This is a genomic window from Paracoccus sp. pheM1, assembly GCF_018499825.1.
In the GTDB taxonomy this organism is placed as follows: domain Bacteria; phylum Pseudomonadota; class Alphaproteobacteria; order Rhodobacterales; family Rhodobacteraceae; genus Paracoccus; species Paracoccus versutus.
Genome location: NZ_JAGXCX010000001.1, coordinates 41,943 through 59,169, shown reverse-complemented (window position 1 = coordinate 59,169; position 17,227 = coordinate 41,943). Strand labels below are relative to the sequence as shown.

Genomic DNA, 17,227 nt, shown 5'->3' with positions numbered 1-17,227 from the left:
CCCCACACACCCTTCCACCACAACGGCCCGGCGTTTACATGTCTTCCGTGTGGAAATATCCACGGGGGTGCGGGGGCAGTCGGCCCCCGCGTCGCAAGGATGCAGCCGGGATGGGCATGGACGAACTGACCGAACCCCTGACGCAGGGCAATCGCCGCGCGCTGTCCCGCGCGATCACGCTGATCGAAAGCACCCGCCCCGACCACCGCGCCCGCGCCGTCGCGCTGCTGGCCGCGCTGCCCGAGCGGCAGGCCCTGCGCATCGGCCTGTCGGGCACGCCGGGGGTCGGCAAGTCCACCTTCATCGAGGCCTTCGGCAAGATGCTGACCGCGCAGGGCCTCAAGGTCGCGGTCCTGGCCGTCGACCCCAGTTCGGCGCGCTCGGGCGGCTCGATCCTGGGCGACAAGACCCGGATGGAAACGCTCTCGCGCGACCCGAACGCCTTCATCCGCCCCTCGCCCTCGCGCGCCGAACTCGGCGGCGTCGCCCGGCGCACCCGCGAAACCGTGCGGCTCTGCGAGGCGGCCGGTTTCGACGTGGTGCTGATCGAGACGGTGGGCGTCGGGCAAAGCGAAACCCTGGTGGCCGAGATGTCGGACCTGTTCATCCTGCTGCTCGCCCCCGCCGGAGGCGACGAGCTGCAGGGCGTCAAGCGCGGCATCATGGAGATCGCCGACATCATCCTGGTCAACAAGGCCGACGGCGATCTGCGCGAGACCGCGATGCGCACGGTGGCCGATTACGCCGGCGCGCTGCGGCTCTTGCGCAAGCGCCCCTACGACCCCGAGGGGTTCCCCAAGGCGCTGCCGGTTTCCGCCTATACCGGCGAGGGGCTGGAAAAGGCCTGGGCCAACATGACCTGGCTGGCCGACTGGCGGCGCGAGCACGGGCATTTCGACGCCCGCCGGGCCGAGCAGGCGCGGCACTGGTTCCTGTCCGAGCTGCGCGCCGGGCTCCTGGCGCGGCTCGACCGGCCCGAGGTGCGCGCCCGGCTGCGCGAGATGGGCGACGCGGTGGCGCGGGGCGAAAGCGACCCCGATTCGGCGGCGGCGCAGATTCTGGACTGGCTGGCCGCGCCCGAGGCCGGATCGACCCGCCCCCGGTCGCTGCAAGGCGCATGAGCGCCGCGCTGGAAGACGCGCAGGATTTCCGCCAGGCCCTGCCGGCGCTGCTGGGCCAGGCCCCGGCGCCGGATGCCCGGCTGCTGGCGGGCTGGATCGACACGCCCCTGGGCGGCATGGTCGCCCTGGCCGACGACACGCACCTGCACCTGCTGGAATTTGCCGACCCCGCCCGGCTCGGGGCGGGGCTGCGCCGGGCGGCGCGGCACGCGAGGGCCGCGATCGGCTGCGGCCGCACCGCCGTCACCGACCGCGCCCAGGCGCAGCTTTCGGCCTATTTCTCGGGCCGTTGCGCCGGGTTCGAGCTGCCGCTGGCGCTGTCCGGCACCCCTTTCCAGAACCGGGTCTGGCAGGATCTGCAACAGATCCCCGCAGGCCGGACCATCAGCTATGCCGAGCTGGCGCGGCGCATCGGCCGGCCCACGGCCATCCGCGCCGTGGCGCGGGCCAATGGCGCCAACCCCTTCGCGGTGGTGATTCCCTGCCACCGGGTGATCGGCTCGGACGGCGCCCTGACCGGCTATGGTGGCGGGCTGTGGCGCAAGCAGGCGCTGATCGCGCATGAATCCACGCATTTCGCCGCATGAAGCGCCTCGACGGCAGCGGACGGCCCGGCGAAAACGCTTGACGCGCCCCCCGTCTCGCTTTATTCCGCGCAAACGGATTTCCGGGCGCTGCCACGCGGCGCCCTTTCATATTGCGGGCAGCCGCCCGTGCAGGATCGAATCGAAGGAACAAGATCATGTCGCGCGTTTGCGAACTGACCGGCAAGGGCCCGATGAGCGGCAACAACGTCTCCCACGCCAACAACAAGACCCGCCGCCGGTTTCTGCCCAACCTGAACGAAGTCTCGCTGCTGTCGGAAAAGCTGGGCCGCAGCTACCAGCTGCGCATCTCGGCCGCGGCCCTGCGCTCGGTCGATCACCGCGGCGGCCTGGACGCCTTCCTGGCGAAGGCCAAGGACGCGGAACTGTCCGACCGCGCGCTGAAGATCAAGCGCGAACTGGCGAAAGCCTGATCCCCTTCGACCGTGGCGCCGATTCGGGGCCGGTCCCATGCGATGCGCCCTGCCGGCAACGGCGGGGCCTTTGCATATGCCTCGGGCCGGCATCGGAACGCGCCACAGCCGCCCCGCCGCGGATCGGCGGCATCGTCCCGCACGATGTCCCGCGCGGTCCCCAGGGTCGGCGGGCACATCCTGTCCGGCCCTGTCCCGCCCGGCATCGACGGCGGCCGGGGCATGAAACGGCAAGCAGGCTTTTCCAGACGAGGCCGCGATGGGTGATCCGGTTCGGGAACACAAGATCGGCTCCCTCACCGTCTTTTCCAATCATCCCGTCCTCGATCAGTTCGCCCGCGACATGCTGGCCGGCATCCGGGCGGAAAACCTTCCCGCCGCCCGGATCAACATCTATGTCGGCATCCATCGGAAATTCGGCCCCGCCCTGTTCCGCAGGGGGCTGCGGCTCGGCATCCAGACCGAACATTACTTCGACGAAGACGGCCGTGCGATGTGGAGAAAGCCTCGCCCACGGCGGTTGCTGAAACAGCTGCTGTTCTATCACCTCATCCTGGACCTCAGCCCCGCCAACGCCCCCTATTACCGATGGCTTCCCGGCTTTCTGCGGCGCCGGGTGCTGTTCGGCCCGCATGTCTTTCCCTGCCGGCCGGTGCCCTATCGGGCCGGGCAATGCCCGCCGGTGTTCTTCGGCGCCCTCAACGACCGCAGGGCCAAGATCCTGGCCCGGCTGCCCAAGGATCATTGCCACGTGCTGTCCGAGACCTATGGCGCAGACCTGCACAAGGCCGTCTGCGACAGCCGCGGCGTCGTCAACATCCATTTCGCCGATGGCATCTATACCGAATATCCGCGGCTGCTGTCCTCGTATCTCGCCGGCAAGCCCGTGCTGTCCGAAAAGCTCGGCGCGGAGCTGGTGGAGGGGCGGGATTACGGCACGCTGGGCCAGGACCACAGCGATCAGCAGCTCCGCGCGATCTTTTCGTCCTTCTGCGGCGGTTTCGCCGCCCGTCACCGGCTGACGGATTTCCTGCGCCGCATCGCCGGGCCATAGCCCCTCGCACAGGCGGGCCAGGCCGCGAAAGCCGGTGAACTCGGGCCCCGGCCATGCTATCATCGCCGCAGCCGGGGCGGAGGGCTGGGCATGATCGGCGAGGATGTTCGCGGCGGCGTGGTGATCGGCATGCTGCTGGGCCTGGAAAAGGGGCGGCCGCTGGTGGTCTTTCCCGGCAATCCCTCGGCCCAGGCGGTCCCGGCGCGCAGCCTGGTGCGTTTCGATCCGGGCGACATCGGCATCGAGCTTGCCATCCTGTTCGAGGATGGCGACGCAGCCCGGCCGCTGGTGATCGGCCGCATCGTCTCGGCCATGCCCGCCGGGCCGGTGGCGGTCGCCGATGGCGAGCCCTTGCGCATCACCGCCCGGCAACGGATCGAACTGCGCTGCGGCAAGGCCTCGATCGTGATGGAGGCGGACGGCCATATCACCATCCGCGGCACCTATCTGGTCAGCCACGCCTCGGCGGCGAACCGCATCCGGGGCGGCTCGATCAACCTGAACTGATGTATCCGCCCGCCCCCGCCCTGCCCGAGATCCTGCGCCAGCACGCCGAGCAGGCGGCCTTCCTGTGGACGCTCTACGACCGGGCGATGCTTTTCCCCGAGGAAAACCCCGAGATGGACGCCCTGCGCATCGCCCGCCTGCTGGAGCGGCTGGAGGCGCATCTGGACGGGCTGCGCCTGGCCGGCGCCGAGGGGCTGCGCATGGCCGAGGCGCGCATGGCCGAATATCCCGAGCCGGGCGAACTGTTCGTGCTGCGCATGCTGCAACCCGGCGCCGAGGGGCTGCGGGTGGCCGCGCTGGACCTGGACAAGGTCAGGGCCTATCTGGCCGGCCGGCTGGGTCAGCCGCCATAATCCGCCATGTCGAGCCGGCGCAGGAAGATATTGCCGTCATAGCCCATCTCGAACCCCTCCCAGTTCTCGCCGTCGAAGATGAAGATCTCCTTCCAGCCCGAGATCACCAGCTTTTCGGCCGAGGCGTGCATGAAAAATCCCTGCCCCAGTTTGCGGAACGGACGCAGCGCGTTGCCCTCCTGCACGCTGATGCCATAGGAGGAATCGGTCCAGTAGCGGCGGCCCTTGAAACTGCAGATGCCGAAATAATCCCAAGGCGCAGCCTCCAACGGCGTCAATTCCTCGCCCATCAGCGCATAGGCGGTGCCCTCGGCGCCTCCGAAATGCATTGCACCATCGGCCGAGACCTCCAGGGCGTAGAAATTGCGCTGGTCGGGGATCTCCACCGGCACCCAGGCGCGGCCTTCCAGCCGCAGAAGCAACCCGCCATGGCCGCAGGCATGCACATCCTGGGCCGATCTGCCGTGAATGGCGCGCAACACCGCCAGATCATGGGGGGCGATCAACTCCCAGTCGCCGCCCGGTTCGCGGACATAGGCCACGCCGCGGTCGCCAAAGACGAATTGCGGGCCGCCCTCCAGATGCCAGATCCGCCGCAATACGCCCTCGGGCAAGGCGGTGACGCTGTCGCCCGCAGGCGTCAGGTCATGGATCAACCCGCCCAGTTCCAGCACGACATGCCTGTCCGGCGCCAGCGTGGCATGGGAATTGATCGCGTCCTCGATCTGCAACCGCACCGTAAAGGTCAGCGTCTCGCCGAAGTCGATGTCGAGCAGGAAGGACCGCGAGAATTCGCAATGGATGTCGGTCAATTCGAAACTGGCGGCATAGCGCGTGCCGCCCAGGTGAAAGGCATCCACCGCCTCGATCCTCACCTCGGAAGGGTCGAGATCGTCCAGGGGATTGCCGGAAGGGGTGTCGGTATCGGCCATGTCAATTCCTCAACTGGGTATTCAGGACGTCCTGCGTCGATGGCTGGCTGGTCGAGCCGTCGGCATTCTGCTTGGGCTTGGCCACGCTTTGCAGATAGGTCACGATCACCACCTCGATGCATTCCAGCGCGGCCTTCTTTTCTTCTTCCGAGGTGGGCGGTTGCAGCTTGTCATGGTGATCGCCATAGGCTTGCTTGGTCTCGTCCAGCGCCTCGCGCACGGTCGGCTTGGGGCTCTTCTTCAAGAGATCGCGGTTGGCCTTGGACTTCATCGGATGCGGCGCCCCCTTCATGCTGCCCGCGCCGCTTTTGGGGCTGCCATCGGGGTTCAGGTTGAAGGAGCGCATGCAGATGCAGGGCGCCTTGTCCACATGATAGCCAGGAAAGGCGGCATAATTCGTGCCGCCCCGCGATTTCTGCATCATCTGGTTTTCCAGCGGATGCTCGGACTGGTCGGGATGCTTGCAAGGGGACTTGCCATGTTCGTGCAGCTGCATTTCCAGCTTGTTCAGCAGCGTCACGCAATCGGCAAAGGCCTGGTTCGCCGCGCAGATCTCGGGGAAAGGCGGCGTCTGCCCGCCGGGCGAGGCGTGGTTGTGCGTGGCGAGGTCGGAAAAGCGGATCACCGGCTCGCCGTCGAATTTCACGTCGTTCGACCACGAGGTGAAGTATTTCTTGCCGGTGTTCTTCGAGGTGATGATGCCCTTTTTCGCCGCGCAACCCGCCTCGGTCCCCGAGGTGCGGCTGACGTCGGACTTGTTCTTGATGTTCAACGTCTTGCCGCGGATGAACACCGTCCCGGTGCCGTTTTCCGTGTCCGAGGCCATGCCGAAGCTGGGATAGGGCACCGGCACGCCCGGCGGCGTCGCCGGGTTCTCGGGCGGGGTGAAGCAGGTGTCGGGAAAGGCGGCGATGGTCTGGGCGTTGACCGCCTTGCCGCTGATCTCCAGCCCGTTGGCGAAAACCCCGCTCATCGCGCCGCCCCCGTGGCAAGGCGATCCTCGGCCGAGACGCGCCGGGCGGCGCCGCGCGCCTCGTGCAGCACCGCCGCCCCGCAGGCGCCATCGTCACCCGAGGCATCGACCAGCACCGGCGAGCCCGGCGCATAGCCCCTGCGCACGGCCGCCAGCGCCATGCCCAGCAGGACGGGCACCACGGCCGCGCCGATATTGCCCAGGCTCTCGGCCGGGCTCCACAAGTCCTGGAAGGCCGAGCGGCCGCGTTCCAGCCGCAAGGTCATCAGCGCAGCCTGGCGGAAGAAATGCTGCTCGCCCGGCAGGTCCGAGATACGGTATTCGACATGGGCAAGGTCGGTCTCGGCCTCGGCCAGGGCGGCGCGATAGGCCGCGGCCATGCCGTCGCCGCGCAGGGGCAGGTCCGCGCCCCCCTCGCCCCGGCCGTTGCCCAGGAAGGCCACCTCGCGCGCCAGGCCCAGCCCGGTCAGCCGCAGGGCGCCGCCCGACCCCAGCAGCACCGCCGCCGCCGCCTCGCCGGGAATGAAGCCGTCAGCATTGCCATCCTGGAGCAGCCGCTCCAGCCCCGCGTAATGCGCCAGCGCCGGCCCGGTCAGGTAGCTGTCGAGCCCCAGCAGGATCACCCGCCCCGCCTGCCCCGCCGCGATCATGCGCCGCGCCCGCTCCAGCCCGGCGAAGCCCGAGGGCCGGCCATGCGCCACCACATGCGCCCGCCGCTCGGGCAGGCCAAGGATCTGCGACAGCATCCGCAGCAGCGCCGAGGGATCGGGCACCGGGCGGCCGGGGCGGCCCTCCTCGGCCAGGCACAGGATCAGTGCGGCCTCGGCGGCGGCGGGTTCCTGGCGCAGGATGTCGGCCAAGGCGCCGGCGGCCAGATGCGCCATGCGCCGCTGGCCGATCCAGTTGCGCGGCAGCGGCACCGGCGCGCCGATGCGCCAGCCGCCGGGGGCGGTAAAGCGCGTCTCGGCGAACCCGTCCAGCCGCGCCCGCATCGCCGCCGCCGACGAGGCCCAGTCCAGCCCCACCGCCGTGACCATGCCCGCCGCCAGCACGCCGATCATGGACCGTTCCCCCCGTCCGCGCCCCCGCCCTCGCCCAGAACGGCCGCCAGGCGGATATAGCCGCGCCCCTCGCGCTCGGCCCGCAGCATGGCGGCGGTGGGCGCGCCGATCCAGGCGCGCGAGAACTCGGCGATGGTGCGGCGGATCGGCACCTGCACGCGCCAGCTCAGCATCAAGACCCGCGCCTCGGCGTCGATGGCCAGCGTGTCGGGCAGCGCCACGGTGTCGAGGCAGCAGTCGCGCCCGCGCCAGACCCGGAACGGCAGCCGGGTGTCGGGCAGGCGGAACGCCTCGCGCCCGCGCGGGGTCAGATGCACCAGCACCACCGGCGTAAAAGGCGCGGGCGGCACGATCTGCTGGTCGGGGGGCGCCATCTGGTGGTAACGCTCGTCGAAGTCCCGCGGCAGGAAGGGCGCGGTTTCCGCCACCCAGCGCTCGTCATAGGTGCCGCCATAGGGCAGGCGCAGCGGCCAGCCGCGCCCGTAGGGCCCCAGCGCCATCGGCTGCCAGTCGCCATAGGGCGAGGTGATCTCGTGCCCCGGCGCCTCGGTATTGGGCAGCGCGAGGCCCGCCGGACTGCCGCCCGCGGCGGTGGCCCAGCCCAGCCCCACCGGATTGGCGGCATGGACCGGCACGTCGGGGCCGGGCGGACGGCTGCGGTCGGGCCCGCCAAAGGCGGTGTCATAGGAAAACGGCATCCGCGTGAAGGGATAGGGCCGGGTCGCGGCAATGGCCGGCCCCAGCGTGCGCCATTCGCGCTGGCCGACCACGTCGAACTGCTTGGACCAGTTGCCCACCGCCAGCCCCACGCGCAGCCGCTCGACCGGGCGGCCGCCGGGGGCATGGGCGGCGCCGTTCAGCACCACGTCGCAAAGAGGCTTGCGAAAGGCGAAATCGCTTTCCCAAAGCGGTGCGGAAAAGCCCGGCGCGCCGGTATATTCGTCGGCCATGACCAGCGGGCGCTGGTCCTGAAGCGGCAGGGGCGGGTCGCTTTCACGCTCGGGAAAGGCGAAGCTGCCCTTGACCACCAGCAGCATGAAGGGCTGCCCGGCCACGTCCATGCCGGTCCCCATCTGATGGGGAAAGCCGGTCTGGTCCAGGATCTGCACGGCACGCCTCAGTCCAGGGCATAGGCAAAGCCGTCCGGCCCGCCGGTCACCGTCACCCTGCCGATGCCGCGCCCCTCCAGCCTGGCGTCCAGCACCCGGCGGCTGAGTTCGGGCAGGATCGCGCCGGTCAGGATGGCGTCGACCATGCGGCCGCCCGATTCGACCTCGGTGCAGCGGGCGCGGATCTGGTCCATGACGCCCGTGCCGATCACCAGCTCGGCGCCATGCGCGGCGGCCAGCCTGCGGCCGATGCCGGCCAGCTTCTGCCCGGCGATGGCCTCGATCATCGCATCCGAAAGCGGCAGGTAGGGGATCGTCACCAGCCGCCCAAGCAGCGCCGGGGGAAACACCTTCAGCAGCGGCGGGCGCAGCGCGGCCGACAGGCTGTCGATCTCGATCCGGCTGCGGCCGGCATCGGTCAGCGCCATGATCTCGTCGGTGCCCACGTTCGAAGTCAGCAGGATCAGCGTGTTGCGAAAATCGATCCGCCGCCCCTCGCTGTCGTCCATCATCCCCTTGTCGAAGACCTGGAAGAAGATCTCGTGGACGTCGGGATGGGCCTTTTCCACCTCGTCGAGCAGGATCACCGAATAGGGCCGGCGCCGCACCGCCTCGGTCAGCACGCCGCCCTTGCCATAGCCGACATAGCCCGGCGGCGCGCCCTTGAGGGTCGAGACGGTATGCGCCTCCTGGAACTCGCTCATGTTGATGGAGATCAGGTTCTGCTCGCCGCCGTAAAGCGCATCGGCCAGGGCCAGCGCGGTCTCGGTCTTGCCGACGCCCGAGGGGCCGCAAAGCATGAAGACGCCCATCGGCTTTTCCGGCGCGCCCAGCCCGGCCATGCCGGTCTGGATGCGGCTGGCGATGGCGGCCATGGCATGGTCCTGCCCGACCACGCGCTGCGCAAGCAGGCCGGCAAGGCCCAGGGCGCGCTCGGTCTGGCTGGCCAGCATCCGGCCCAGCGGGATGCCGGTCCAGTCCTGCACCACCGCCCCCACCGCCAGCCGGTCCACCGAGGGCAGGATCAGCGGCCGCTCGCCCTGCCGCTCCGCCAGCTCGGCCATCTTGGCGCGCAACAGCGACAGCCGCGCGGCCGGGTCAGGGTCCGGGGTTTCGGCATCCGCATCACCGGACGGCGCAGCCGCGGCAGGCGCATCGGGCGCAGCCTCGGCAGATGCCCCCTCGGCGGCGATTTCGGCGGCCTCGCCCCCGGCTTCCGCCCCGGTCTCGTCCAGCGCCATGCCCTCGCCGCGCAGCTCGGCCCGCAGCGAAAGGATGTCGGAGACCAGCACCTTTTCCGCCTCCCAGCGTTCCAGCGCGGCGGCGCGCTCGGCCTCGGCCGCGGCGCGTGCGGCGTCGTTGGCGGCCTGGCGCTCGGTCGTGTCGATGCCGATGGCGGCCTCGCGGGCGATGATGCCCGCCTCGATCTCCAGCGCCTGCAGGCGGCGCTCCAGATCCTCCAGCTCCGCCGGCGTCGCGTGCTGGCTGACGGCGACGCGGGCGCAGGCGGTGTCGAGCAGGCTGATCGCCTTGTCCGGCAATTGCCGCGCCGGGATATAGCGATGCGACAGCGAGACGGCGGCGCCGATCGCCTCGTCCAGGATCTCGACCCGGTGATGCCGTTCCAGCACGCCCGCCACGCCGCGCAGCATCCCGACCGCGGCGGCTTCCGAGGGCTCCTCGACCTTCACCACCTGGAAGCGCCGGGTCAGCGCCGGGTCTTTCTCGATATGCTGCTTGTATTCGGCCCAGGTGGTGGCGGCGACGGTGCGCAGTTCGCCCCGCGCCAGCGCCGGTTTCAGCAGGTTCGCGGCATCGCCCGTCCCCGCCGCGCCCCCGGCGCCGATCAGCGTATGCGCCTCGTCGATGAACAGGATCACCGATTTCGCCGAGGCCTGCACCTCGTCGATCACCGCTTTCAGCCGCTTCTCGAACTCGCCCTTGACGCTGGCGCCGGCCTGCATCAGCCCGATGTCCAGCAGCCACAGATCGACCGCCGCCAGCTGCGGCGGCACGTCGCCGCGCGCCAGCCGCAGGGCAAAGCCCTCGACCACCGCGGTCTTGCCCACCCCGGCCTCGCCGGTCAGGATCGGGTTGTTCTGCCGCCGCCGCATCAGGATGTCGATGATCTGGCGGATTTCCGGGTCGCGGCCGACCACCGGGTCGATCTTGCCGGCCCGCGCCCTCTCGGTCAGGTTGGTGGCGTATTTCGCCAGCGCCCCTTCGGGCGGTTTCGGCACATTGGCCGGCGCGGGCTCGGGCGAGACCGCCGGTTCGGCCTCGGCCGAGCCGGCCAGGATACCGGGCAGGTCCGGCGCCAGGCGGTCGGGGTCGATGCGGCCGAATTCCGGGCTGATGCGCAGCAGCAAGCCTTCCAGCACCGGGGTCTTGAGGCAGGCGACCAGGATGTCGCCCGAGCGCACGCGGTCGGTGCCCCGCTCCAGCGCGGCCAGCGTCCAGCCCTCCTGAATGGCGTGGAAGATGTGGTCGGAAAACTCCTCGACCGCGCTGGCCCCGCGCGGCAGGGCGTCGAGCGCGCGGGCCAGATCGCCCTCCAGCCGCGCCGCATCGACCCCGGCCGCGGCGGCGATCAGCGCCAGGTCCGAATCCGCCGCCCCCGCCAGCGCGGCGATGAAATGCACCAGCTCGACATAGGGATTGCCGCGCGCCTTGGCGTTGCGCGCCCCTTCGGAAAACGCCCGCAGGCACAGCGCATCCAGCCGGCCGACCAGTTCCTTGCGCTTGACGGTTTCTCGGGATCCTCTGGCGGGGGCGCGGGGCGTCACGGTCGTCATCCTGGCCATCCTTGCAAAGCTGGCAAAAGAACCGGAGCGATAAAACGGGCTTGCCAGGGGCAGGCTCGGGGGGAAATGATCCCAAGGGAAAGTGTATTTCAAAACCGCGGCTTTCGGAAATCTTTTCGCAAGGAGCCGGCCATGGCCAGCCTGCCGCAAAAGGGAACGTCGCCATGATCCCGGCCCTGCCGGGGGACATCTTCCGCGAGGGCCAGGTGCTCAACAACACCTGGGCCGTCGAGGGCGTTCTGGGCCGCGGCGGCACCGGCGAGGTCTATCGCGCCAAAAGCCTCGTCACCGGCCGGGTGGTGGCGATCAAGGCGCTTTCGGCCGGCTTTTCCGGCGACGAGGGCTATCTTGAGCTGATGCGCCGCGAAGAGGCGATGCGCGACATCCTGCACGACGCCGTGGTGCGCTACAGCGACTGCTCGCGCACGCCCGAGGGCCATGTCTTCCTGGTCATGGACTTCATCGACGGCCCGGCGCTGTCCGAGGTGATGGCCGAGCGGCGGCTGGGCACGCGCGACTTGCTGATCGTCGCGCATCGCGTGGCCGAGGGGCTGGTCGCCGCCCATGCCCGCGGCGTGGTGCATCGCGACCTGTCGCCCGACAACGTCATCCTGCGCGACGGCCGGGTCGAGGGCGCGACGGTGATCGACTTCGGCATCGCCAAGGACACCGCCGCCGGCGCGCATACCGTGGTCGGCAACCAGTTCGCCGGCAAATACGAATATGCCGCGCCCGAACAGTTCGACGGCAAGGCCGAGCCAGCCAGCGACCTTTACGCGCTCGGCGCGCTGCTGCTGGCGGCGGCGCGGGGCGAGGTGCCCTTTGCCGGCGCGACGCCCGGCGAAATGATCCGCCGCAAGGCCGAGCCCCTGGACGTGACCGGCCTGCCCGAACCGCTGTCCGGGCTGATCCTGTGGCTTTCGGCGCCGCGCATCGGGGAACGCGCGCCCTCGGCCGCCGCAGTGGTGGCGCGGCTGGACGCGCTGCTGAAGGGGGCCGAGGCCGCGCCGGCCCGCAAGGGCGCCGCGCCGCGCCCGCAGCCGGCGCGCAAGGCGGGCGGCGGGCGGCGCTGGCTGGTCCTGCTGCTTCTGGCCGTGGTGCTGGCCGGCGGGTTCCTTGTCGCAAGGCCGCTGCTTTTCCCCGCCCTGCCGCTGGTCCAGCCCTGGCGGCTGGAGGCGGCGGGGGGCGAGGCGCCGCGGCTGGCCGGCCCGGCGCCGGATGCGGCCAGCGCCGCGCGGATCGCCGCCGCCTTCGCCGCCGCCGCCGGCGGCAGCCCGCCGCAGGACGCCCTGGCCCCGGCGCGCGGCATGCCCGCGCCCGGCTGGGCCGAGGCGGTCGAGCGGCTTTTCCCGCAATTGCAGGGCTTGCAGGACTGGACGGTGCTTGTCACCGACCTGCGCGCCGAGATCGCCGGCAGCGCCCCCACCCCGGCCGAGCGCGACGCCATCGCCGCCCGGCTGGCGGAATGGGCGCGGGCCTCGGGCATGGAGCTGGTGCCGCGGCTTGCCGCCGGCCCCGCCCTGCTGATGCCCGCCGATCTGGACGCGCTGCTGGCCGGCGCCGCCCGCTGCGGCCCGCTGACCAGCGACCTGCCCCAGGGCGGCGCCCCGCCCGGCGCCGGCGTCGCGATCCGCGGCGCCCTGCCCGATGCCGCCGCCGCCGCGGCCCTGGCCGAGGCGCTGCGCCCGGCCCTGGGCGAGCGCGCCCTGCGGCTGGAGACCGAGACGCTGAGCCCCTCGCTTTGCCGGATCCGCGCCGCGGCGGCGGGCCTGCCCGAGGGCGGCATCGGCATCCGCCTGTCCGAGGCGCGCCGGCCCGAGCCCTCGCTGACCGGCATCTATCGCCCCGGCGACAACCCGGTCGCGGACGTGCTGATCCCCGCCGAACTGGCCGCGACGCCCGGCGCCGAGCTTTGGGTCGCGGTCGAGGAAACCGGCAAGGTCTTCAACGTCCTGCCCAACATGGCCGACCAGGAAACCCGGCTGGACCGCATCGGCCAGCCCGAAGGCGCGCTCAGCCGCGTGCGCGTGCTCTGGCCCGCCGGGGATGCGGGCCTGGGACCGGGACGCATCGCCTTTCGCGTGAACGACCGCGATTTCGGCAAGGCGGGGATCTTTGCCTTCGTCACCCGCGGCCCGCTTTTCGACGAGCGCCGGCCGGGCGACGAATCCGCCGACGCCTTTGCCGAGGCGCTGGCGGCGCGGCGCACGGCCGATCCGCAGCGCATCCTGGCCGCCACCCAGCGCATCCTGGACCTGCGGCCCTGACCGCGCCAAGGCCGGGGGCACGCCCCAGCCAGGGGGCGGCACCGCCGATCCGCAGGATTTCATTGCGCAAAGCCGCAGTCCATGAGATGATTTTCCCATTTCGAGAAGAACATAATGCGGCCTTTGAAAAGGTTTCCCCTATGTTTCTCGCTCCGCTCGCCGTGCCGGATTCCGCCGGGTTGGATCTTCGCAACGACATGAGGTTTCTGGCGCTCGAAAGGGCGCTGGACGGGGCCTCTCGGGCGGCACGGGCCGAACAGCTGGCCAAGGGCAATACCGGCGACGTGGCGCTGGACTGGGCGCATCTGCTGGACGAGGCCGAGGCGCTGGCCCAGGCCGGCCGCGACCTGCGCCTGCTGGTCGTCGTGGCGCGGATCATGGCCAACCTGCGCGGCGCGGAAGGGCTGGCCGAGGGGCTGGACCTGCTGGCCGAGACGCTGGAAACCTGGTGGGACCACCTGCATCCCGCCCTGCGCGAGGGCCAGCTGGTGCGCGAGGCCGCGCTGCGCCGGATCAACGCGCTCTACCAGATCGAGAATGCCGATGCCGGCATCCTGGGCGATCTGGAGTTCAACACCGTGCTGGTCCCGCGCGGCCTGCCCGCGGTCTCGGGCGGGGATCTGGCGGCGGGGGCGGTCACGGCCTCGGTGCTGGCGGCCGAGGGGCCGACGGGGCTTTCGGCCGCCGAACAGGCCGACCGCGCCGCCCGCCATGACGCCAGGGCGACGCGGGTGCTGACCGCCTGCCGCGCCCTGCGCGACACCGAGCCCGAGGCGGTAGCGCAGCTGGAAACCGGGCTTGCGGCCGCGCTGGCGGCGCTGGCCCGGCTGGAGGCGGCCCTGGCCGCGCGCATCGGGGACGATCCGCCGACCCGCTTCCCGGCGCTGCGCCGGATGCTGGAGCGGATGGCGGCGACGCTGGCCAGCCCCGAGGCGCAGTTCAGCCGCCCCACGCAGCCGGCAGCGCAGGCGCAGGCCGATGCGCCCGCAACGCCCCGCGCGCCGACGCCCGCCCCCGCGGCCGTTGCCGCGGCGCCCGCATCGGCGGGCCTGCCGGCAAGGCTGGCCTCGCGTGCCGAGGTCGCGACCTGTCTCGACCTGATCATCGATTTCTACGAACGCAACGAACCCGCCTCGCCTTTGCCGCATCTGGCGCGGCGGATGAAGAAGATGGTGCCGATGAACTTCCTGCAGCTGATGGAGGAACTGGCGCCGGGAGGGATGAAGGAATTCCGCAATGTCGCCGGAGTGGCCGAGGACAAGGGACGCTGACGGCAGGGCGCAATCGGGGCCGGCGCCGCGATGGCGCCGCGACAGGGAGTAACCCGCGATGAGCGAGAGCAAGGCCAAGGTAATCGAGCGCAATCGCGCCCCCAGGGTGCAGATCGCCTATGACGTCGAGCATTACGGCAGCCCGACCACCATCGAGCTGCCCTTCGTCATGGGGGTGATGGCGGATCTGGCGGGCAAGTCCACCTCGCGCGAGGCGCAGAAGCCGCCCGCCGAACGGTCCTTCGTCGAGGTGGATGCCGGCCGCTTCCCCGCCTTCATGGAGGCGCTTTCGCCCCGCGTCACCGCCCGCATCCCCAACCGCCTGCCCCGCAAGGAGAGCGAGGAGGCCGGCGCGGAGGAAGAAGAGATGTTCGTGGACCTGACCTTTCGCAACATGGGCGATTTCGCCCCCGACCGCATCGCCGAGCAGATCCCCGAACTGGCCGAGCTGATGAAGATGCGCCGCAAGCTCGAGGAACTGCTGAGCTACATGGACGGCAAGACCAGCGCCGAAAAGCGCATCGCCCAGCTTCTGAACGACGAGCCGCTGCTGGCCCGCGTCGCCGAGCAGGCGGTGGCCCCCGGCGGCGACGGGACGGAGGGCTGAGCCATGGCCGAACAGGAACTCAAGGGCACCGAAGCCGCCGCCGAAGCCGAGGCCGTCGACCTGGACGAATTCGGCACGCTTCTGGAAAAGGACTTCCGCGTCAAGGAACAGGACGACAGCGCCAAGCTGCGCGAACTGGTCGCGAACCTGGCGCTTGCCGCCCGCGAAAAGGCCGGCAGCGCCACGATCTCCGGCAATGCCGTGCGCTCGATCAAGTCGCTGATCGCCGGCATCGACGAGCTGCTGACCACGCAGATGAACGAGGTGCTGCACGCCCCCGAGATCCGCCGCATGGAGGGAAGCTGGCGCGGGCTGCATTACCTGGTCAACAACACCGAAACCGACACCATGCTCAAGATCCGGGTGCTGAACATCACCAAGGACGAGCTTGCCGACCAGCTGGAGGATTTCGAGGGGCAGATGTGGGACCAGTCGCCCATGTTCCGCAAGCTCTATACCGAGGAATATTCCAGCTTCGGCGGTGCGCCCTTCGGCAGCATCGTCGGCGATTACGAATTCAGCCACCACCCGCGCGACGTGGGGCTGCTGCGCAACCTGTCGGGGATCTGCGCCTCGGCGCATGCGCCCTTCATCGCCGCGGCCTCGCCCCGGCTGTTTCGCATGGAAAGCTGGCAGGAACTGCCCAATCCGCAAGACCTGAAGATGGTCACGTCCTCGCCCGACTACGCGGCCTGGCAAAGCCTGCGCGAAAGCGAGGATGCGCGCTATATCGGCCTGACCCTGCCGCGGGTGCTGGCGCGCCTGCCCTATGGACCGGACACCATCCCGGTCAAGGGCTTCGACTTCCGCGAAGAGATCGACGGCAAGCACGACCATTACGTCTGGATGAACGCGGCCTTCCCGATGGGGGTGAACATCAACCGCAGCCACAAGCTTTATGGCTGGGGCAGCCAGATCCGCGGCGTGGAATCGGGCGGCGCCGTCACCAACCTGCCGGTGCATACCTTCCCCAGCGACGACGGCTCGGTGGTGATGAAATGCCCCACCGAGATCGCCATCGACGACCGGCGCGAGCATGAGCTGGCCAAGCTGGGGCTGATGCCGATCCTGCACCGCAAGAACACCGATGTCGCGGCCTTCCTGGGCGCGCAGACCTTGCAGGATTGCGAGGCCCGCGCCGGCCGGCTGGTCGATCTCGACGCCCAGGCCAACGAGCGGCTGTCGGCGAACCTGCCCTATCTGCTGCCGGTCTGCCGCTTCGCGCATTACCTCAAGGCCATCGCCCGCGACAAGATCGGCACCTTCAAGGAACGCGCCGACATGGAGGTCTGGCTGTCCGAATGGATCAACCGCTACGTGCTGGCCAATACCGCCATGGCCGACGACAAGGCCAAGGCCAAGCGGCCGCTGGCCAAGGCCGAGGTGCAGGTGGACAGCGTCGAGGGCCGGCCCGGCTATTACGCCGCCCGCTTCTACCTGCGCCCGCATTACCAGCTGGAAGGCATCAACGCCTCGCTGCGGCTGGTTTCGGAACTGCCCTCGGTCAAGGGGCCGTGACGCGCTTTGCCCAGGGGCCGCGGCGGCCCCTGCGGCGCCGGGCCGGCGGGCGCCAGGGCGCGCGCGGCCCCCGACGCGGCCCCGACGGGCCCCGCCATGTCTGAAACCCGGCTTGCCGAACAGGCCGAACAGGGAGATGTGAGATGGCTTTCACCGGATACCTCAAGATCGACGGCATCGACGGCGAATCGCGCCGGGCCGATCACGAAGGCGAAATCGACATCTGGGGCGCCGACCTGAAGGCCGAGCAGAAAAGCTCGGCCGCGACCGGGTCTGGCCGCGTGCGCGGGCGCGCCACCGTCAGCGACCTGACGCTTTACAAATGGTATGACGCCGCCTCGCCCTACCTGGCGCTGGCTTGCATGCAGGGCAAGGCCTTCGAGACCATGACCTTCACCGTCCGCAAGGACTCGGGCGAGGCGCATCTGGACTACCTGACCATCACCATGACCAATTGCCTGATCTCGTCCTATTCGATGAGCCAGAACCAGCCCGCACCCGAGATCGACACCATCGCCGAGCAGATCGGCATCTCGTTCGAGAAGATCGCCGTCAAATACGTCGTCCAGGCCGACGACCATTCGAAAGGCGACGAGCATGAGGTCGAATACGACCTGATGGCCGCCAAGTGA

Annotated in this window: 16 protein-coding genes; 11 read left to right on the top strand and 5 right to left on the bottom strand. The window is 70.2% G+C overall.

All coding sequences use genetic code 11. The annotated features are described in order from the left end of the window. Nucleotides 1-110: 110 nt before the first annotated feature. From meaB to KF941_RS00225, 6 genes are all read left to right on the top strand, one after another. Complete coding sequence (meaB, locus tag KF941_RS00250) at nucleotides 111-1,121, top strand: methylmalonyl Co-A mutase-associated GTPase MeaB (RefSeq protein WP_214272257.1); 1,011 nt, start codon at nucleotides 111-113, stop codon at nucleotides 1,119-1,121. Further along, the gene (locus KF941_RS00245; protein ID WP_072461720.1) at nucleotides 1,118-1,708 is read left to right on the top strand and encodes a methylated-DNA--[protein]-cysteine S-methyltransferase; all 591 of its coding nucleotides are present in this window, start codon (nucleotides 1,118-1,120) and stop codon (nucleotides 1,706-1,708) included. The genes meaB and KF941_RS00245 overlap by 4 nt, the downstream gene beginning before the upstream one ends. A 155-nt stretch (nucleotides 1,709-1,863) precedes the next feature. Beyond that, nucleotides 1,864-2,139 (top strand): 50S ribosomal protein L28, encoded by a 276-nt coding sequence (gene rpmB / locus KF941_RS00240; RefSeq protein ID WP_011748713.1) that lies wholly within the window; start codon nucleotides 1,864-1,866, stop codon nucleotides 2,137-2,139. 259 nt (nucleotides 2,140-2,398) lie between these two features. Then, complete coding sequence (locus KF941_RS00235; protein WP_214272256.1) at nucleotides 2,399-3,193, top strand: hypothetical protein; 795 nt, start codon at nucleotides 2,399-2,401, stop codon at nucleotides 3,191-3,193. A gap of 90 nt (nucleotides 3,194-3,283) precedes the next feature. Next, nucleotides 3,284-3,700, top strand: a complete 417-nt coding sequence (locus KF941_RS00230; RefSeq protein WP_036756994.1) for a DUF6484 domain-containing protein — start codon at nucleotides 3,284-3,286, stop codon at nucleotides 3,698-3,700. Continuing rightward, nucleotides 3,700-4,053 carry a hypothetical protein gene (locus KF941_RS00225; protein WP_036756991.1) on the top strand — a complete coding sequence of 118 codons (354 nt, stop codon included), beginning with the start codon at nucleotides 3,700-3,702 and terminating at the stop codon, nucleotides 4,051-4,053. The genes KF941_RS00230 and KF941_RS00225 overlap by 1 nt, the downstream gene beginning before the upstream one ends. Here the strand turns inward: KF941_RS00225 and KF941_RS00220 are convergent. Genes KF941_RS00220 through tssH form a run of 5 tightly spaced genes read right to left on the bottom strand, consistent with a single transcriptional unit; the run spans nucleotide 4,041 to nucleotide 10,923 of the window. Next, nucleotides 4,041-4,985 (bottom strand): hypothetical protein, encoded by a 945-nt coding sequence (locus tag KF941_RS00220; RefSeq protein ID WP_214272255.1) that lies wholly within the window; start codon nucleotides 4,983-4,985, stop codon nucleotides 4,041-4,043. The genes KF941_RS00225 and KF941_RS00220 overlap by 13 nt on opposite strands. Before the next feature lies 1 nt (nucleotide 4,986). Next, nucleotides 4,987-5,958 carry a DUF4150 domain-containing protein gene (locus KF941_RS00215; RefSeq protein WP_214272254.1) on the bottom strand — a complete coding sequence of 324 codons (972 nt, stop codon included), beginning with the start codon at nucleotides 5,956-5,958 and terminating at the stop codon, nucleotides 4,987-4,989. Continuing rightward, nucleotides 5,955-7,019, bottom strand: a complete 1,065-nt coding sequence (locus KF941_RS00210) for a 3-oxoacyl-ACP synthase (protein WP_214272253.1) — start codon at nucleotides 7,017-7,019, stop codon at nucleotides 5,955-5,957. The genes KF941_RS00215 and KF941_RS00210 overlap by 4 nt, the downstream gene beginning before the upstream one ends. After that, on the bottom strand, nucleotides 7,016-8,128 hold the full coding sequence (locus KF941_RS00205) for a DUF2169 domain-containing protein (protein ID WP_214272252.1): 1,113 nt from the start codon (nucleotides 8,126-8,128) through the stop codon (nucleotides 7,016-7,018). Before KF941_RS00205 ends, KF941_RS00210 begins: the two co-directional genes overlap by 4 nt. An 8-nt stretch (nucleotides 8,129-8,136) precedes the next feature. Further along, the gene (gene tssH / locus KF941_RS00200) at nucleotides 8,137-10,923 is read right to left on the bottom strand and encodes a type VI secretion system ATPase TssH (RefSeq protein ID WP_214272251.1); all 2,787 of its coding nucleotides are present in this window, start codon (nucleotides 10,921-10,923) and stop codon (nucleotides 8,137-8,139) included. Between the two features lie 173 nt (nucleotides 10,924-11,096). On the opposite strand from tssH, the gene KF941_RS00195 reads away from it, so the two are divergent. The 5 genes from KF941_RS00195 to KF941_RS00175 all read left to right on the top strand — a co-directional run bounded on the left by KF941_RS00195 (nucleotide 11,097) and on the right by KF941_RS00175 (nucleotide 17,227). Further along, nucleotides 11,097-13,199 carry a serine/threonine-protein kinase gene (locus KF941_RS00195; protein WP_214272250.1) on the top strand — a complete coding sequence of 701 codons (2,103 nt, stop codon included), beginning with the start codon at nucleotides 11,097-11,099 and terminating at the stop codon, nucleotides 13,197-13,199. Nucleotides 13,200-13,339: 140 nt separating this feature from the next. Continuing rightward, nucleotides 13,340-14,470 (top strand): type VI secretion system ImpA family N-terminal domain-containing protein, encoded by a 1,131-nt coding sequence (locus tag KF941_RS00190; RefSeq protein ID WP_214272249.1) that lies wholly within the window; start codon nucleotides 13,340-13,342, stop codon nucleotides 14,468-14,470. A 58-nt stretch (nucleotides 14,471-14,528) separates the two neighbouring features. Next, complete coding sequence (tssB, locus tag KF941_RS00185; RefSeq protein ID WP_214272248.1) at nucleotides 14,529-15,077, top strand: type VI secretion system contractile sheath small subunit; 549 nt, start codon at nucleotides 14,529-14,531, stop codon at nucleotides 15,075-15,077. Nucleotides 15,078-15,080: 3 nt separating this feature from the next. Then, entirely contained in the window at nucleotides 15,081-16,595 is a 1,515-nt protein-coding gene (gene tssC / locus KF941_RS00180; RefSeq protein ID WP_214272247.1) for a type VI secretion system contractile sheath large subunit, read from the top strand. Nucleotides 16,596-16,738: 143 nt separating this feature from the next. Beyond that, on the top strand, nucleotides 16,739-17,227 hold the full coding sequence (locus tag KF941_RS00175) for a type VI secretion system tube protein Hcp (protein WP_036760978.1): 489 nt from the start codon (nucleotides 16,739-16,741) through the stop codon (nucleotides 17,225-17,227).

Excerpts from the sequence above, each read along its gene's own strand:
- meaB (WP_214272257.1), top strand. The coding sequence starts at position 111 with ATGGGCATGGACGAACTGACCGAACCCCTGACGCAGGGCAATCGCCGC.
- KF941_RS00245 (WP_072461720.1), top strand. The coding sequence starts at position 1,118 with ATGAGCGCCGCGCTGGAAGACGCGCAGGATTTCCGCCAGGCCCTGCCG.
- rpmB (WP_011748713.1), top strand. The coding sequence starts at position 1,864 with ATGTCGCGCGTTTGCGAACTGACCGGCAAGGGCCCGATGAGCGGCAAC.
- KF941_RS00235 (WP_214272256.1), top strand. The coding sequence starts at position 2,399 with ATGGGTGATCCGGTTCGGGAACACAAGATCGGCTCCCTCACCGTCTTT.
- KF941_RS00230 (WP_036756994.1), top strand. The coding sequence starts at position 3,284 with ATGATCGGCGAGGATGTTCGCGGCGGCGTGGTGATCGGCATGCTGCTG.
- KF941_RS00225 (WP_036756991.1), top strand. The coding sequence starts at position 3,700 with ATGTATCCGCCCGCCCCCGCCCTGCCCGAGATCCTGCGCCAGCACGCC.
- KF941_RS00220 (WP_214272255.1), bottom strand. The coding sequence starts at position 4,985 with ATGGCCGATACCGACACCCCTTCCGGCAATCCCCTGGACGATCTCGAC.
- KF941_RS00215 (WP_214272254.1), bottom strand. The coding sequence starts at position 5,958 with ATGAGCGGGGTTTTCGCCAACGGGCTGGAGATCAGCGGCAAGGCGGTC.
- KF941_RS00210 (WP_214272253.1), bottom strand. The coding sequence starts at position 7,019 with ATGATCGGCGTGCTGGCGGCGGGCATGGTCACGGCGGTGGGGCTGGAC.
- tssH (WP_214272251.1), bottom strand. The coding sequence starts at position 10,923 with ATGACGACCGTGACGCCCCGCGCCCCCGCCAGAGGATCCCGAGAAACC.
- KF941_RS00195 (WP_214272250.1), top strand. The coding sequence starts at position 11,097 with ATGATCCCGGCCCTGCCGGGGGACATCTTCCGCGAGGGCCAGGTGCTC.
- KF941_RS00190 (WP_214272249.1), top strand. The coding sequence starts at position 13,340 with ATGTTTCTCGCTCCGCTCGCCGTGCCGGATTCCGCCGGGTTGGATCTT.
- tssB (WP_214272248.1), top strand. The coding sequence starts at position 14,529 with ATGAGCGAGAGCAAGGCCAAGGTAATCGAGCGCAATCGCGCCCCCAGG.
- tssC (WP_214272247.1), top strand. The coding sequence starts at position 15,081 with ATGGCCGAACAGGAACTCAAGGGCACCGAAGCCGCCGCCGAAGCCGAG.
- KF941_RS00175 (WP_036760978.1), top strand. The coding sequence starts at position 16,739 with ATGGCTTTCACCGGATACCTCAAGATCGACGGCATCGACGGCGAATCG.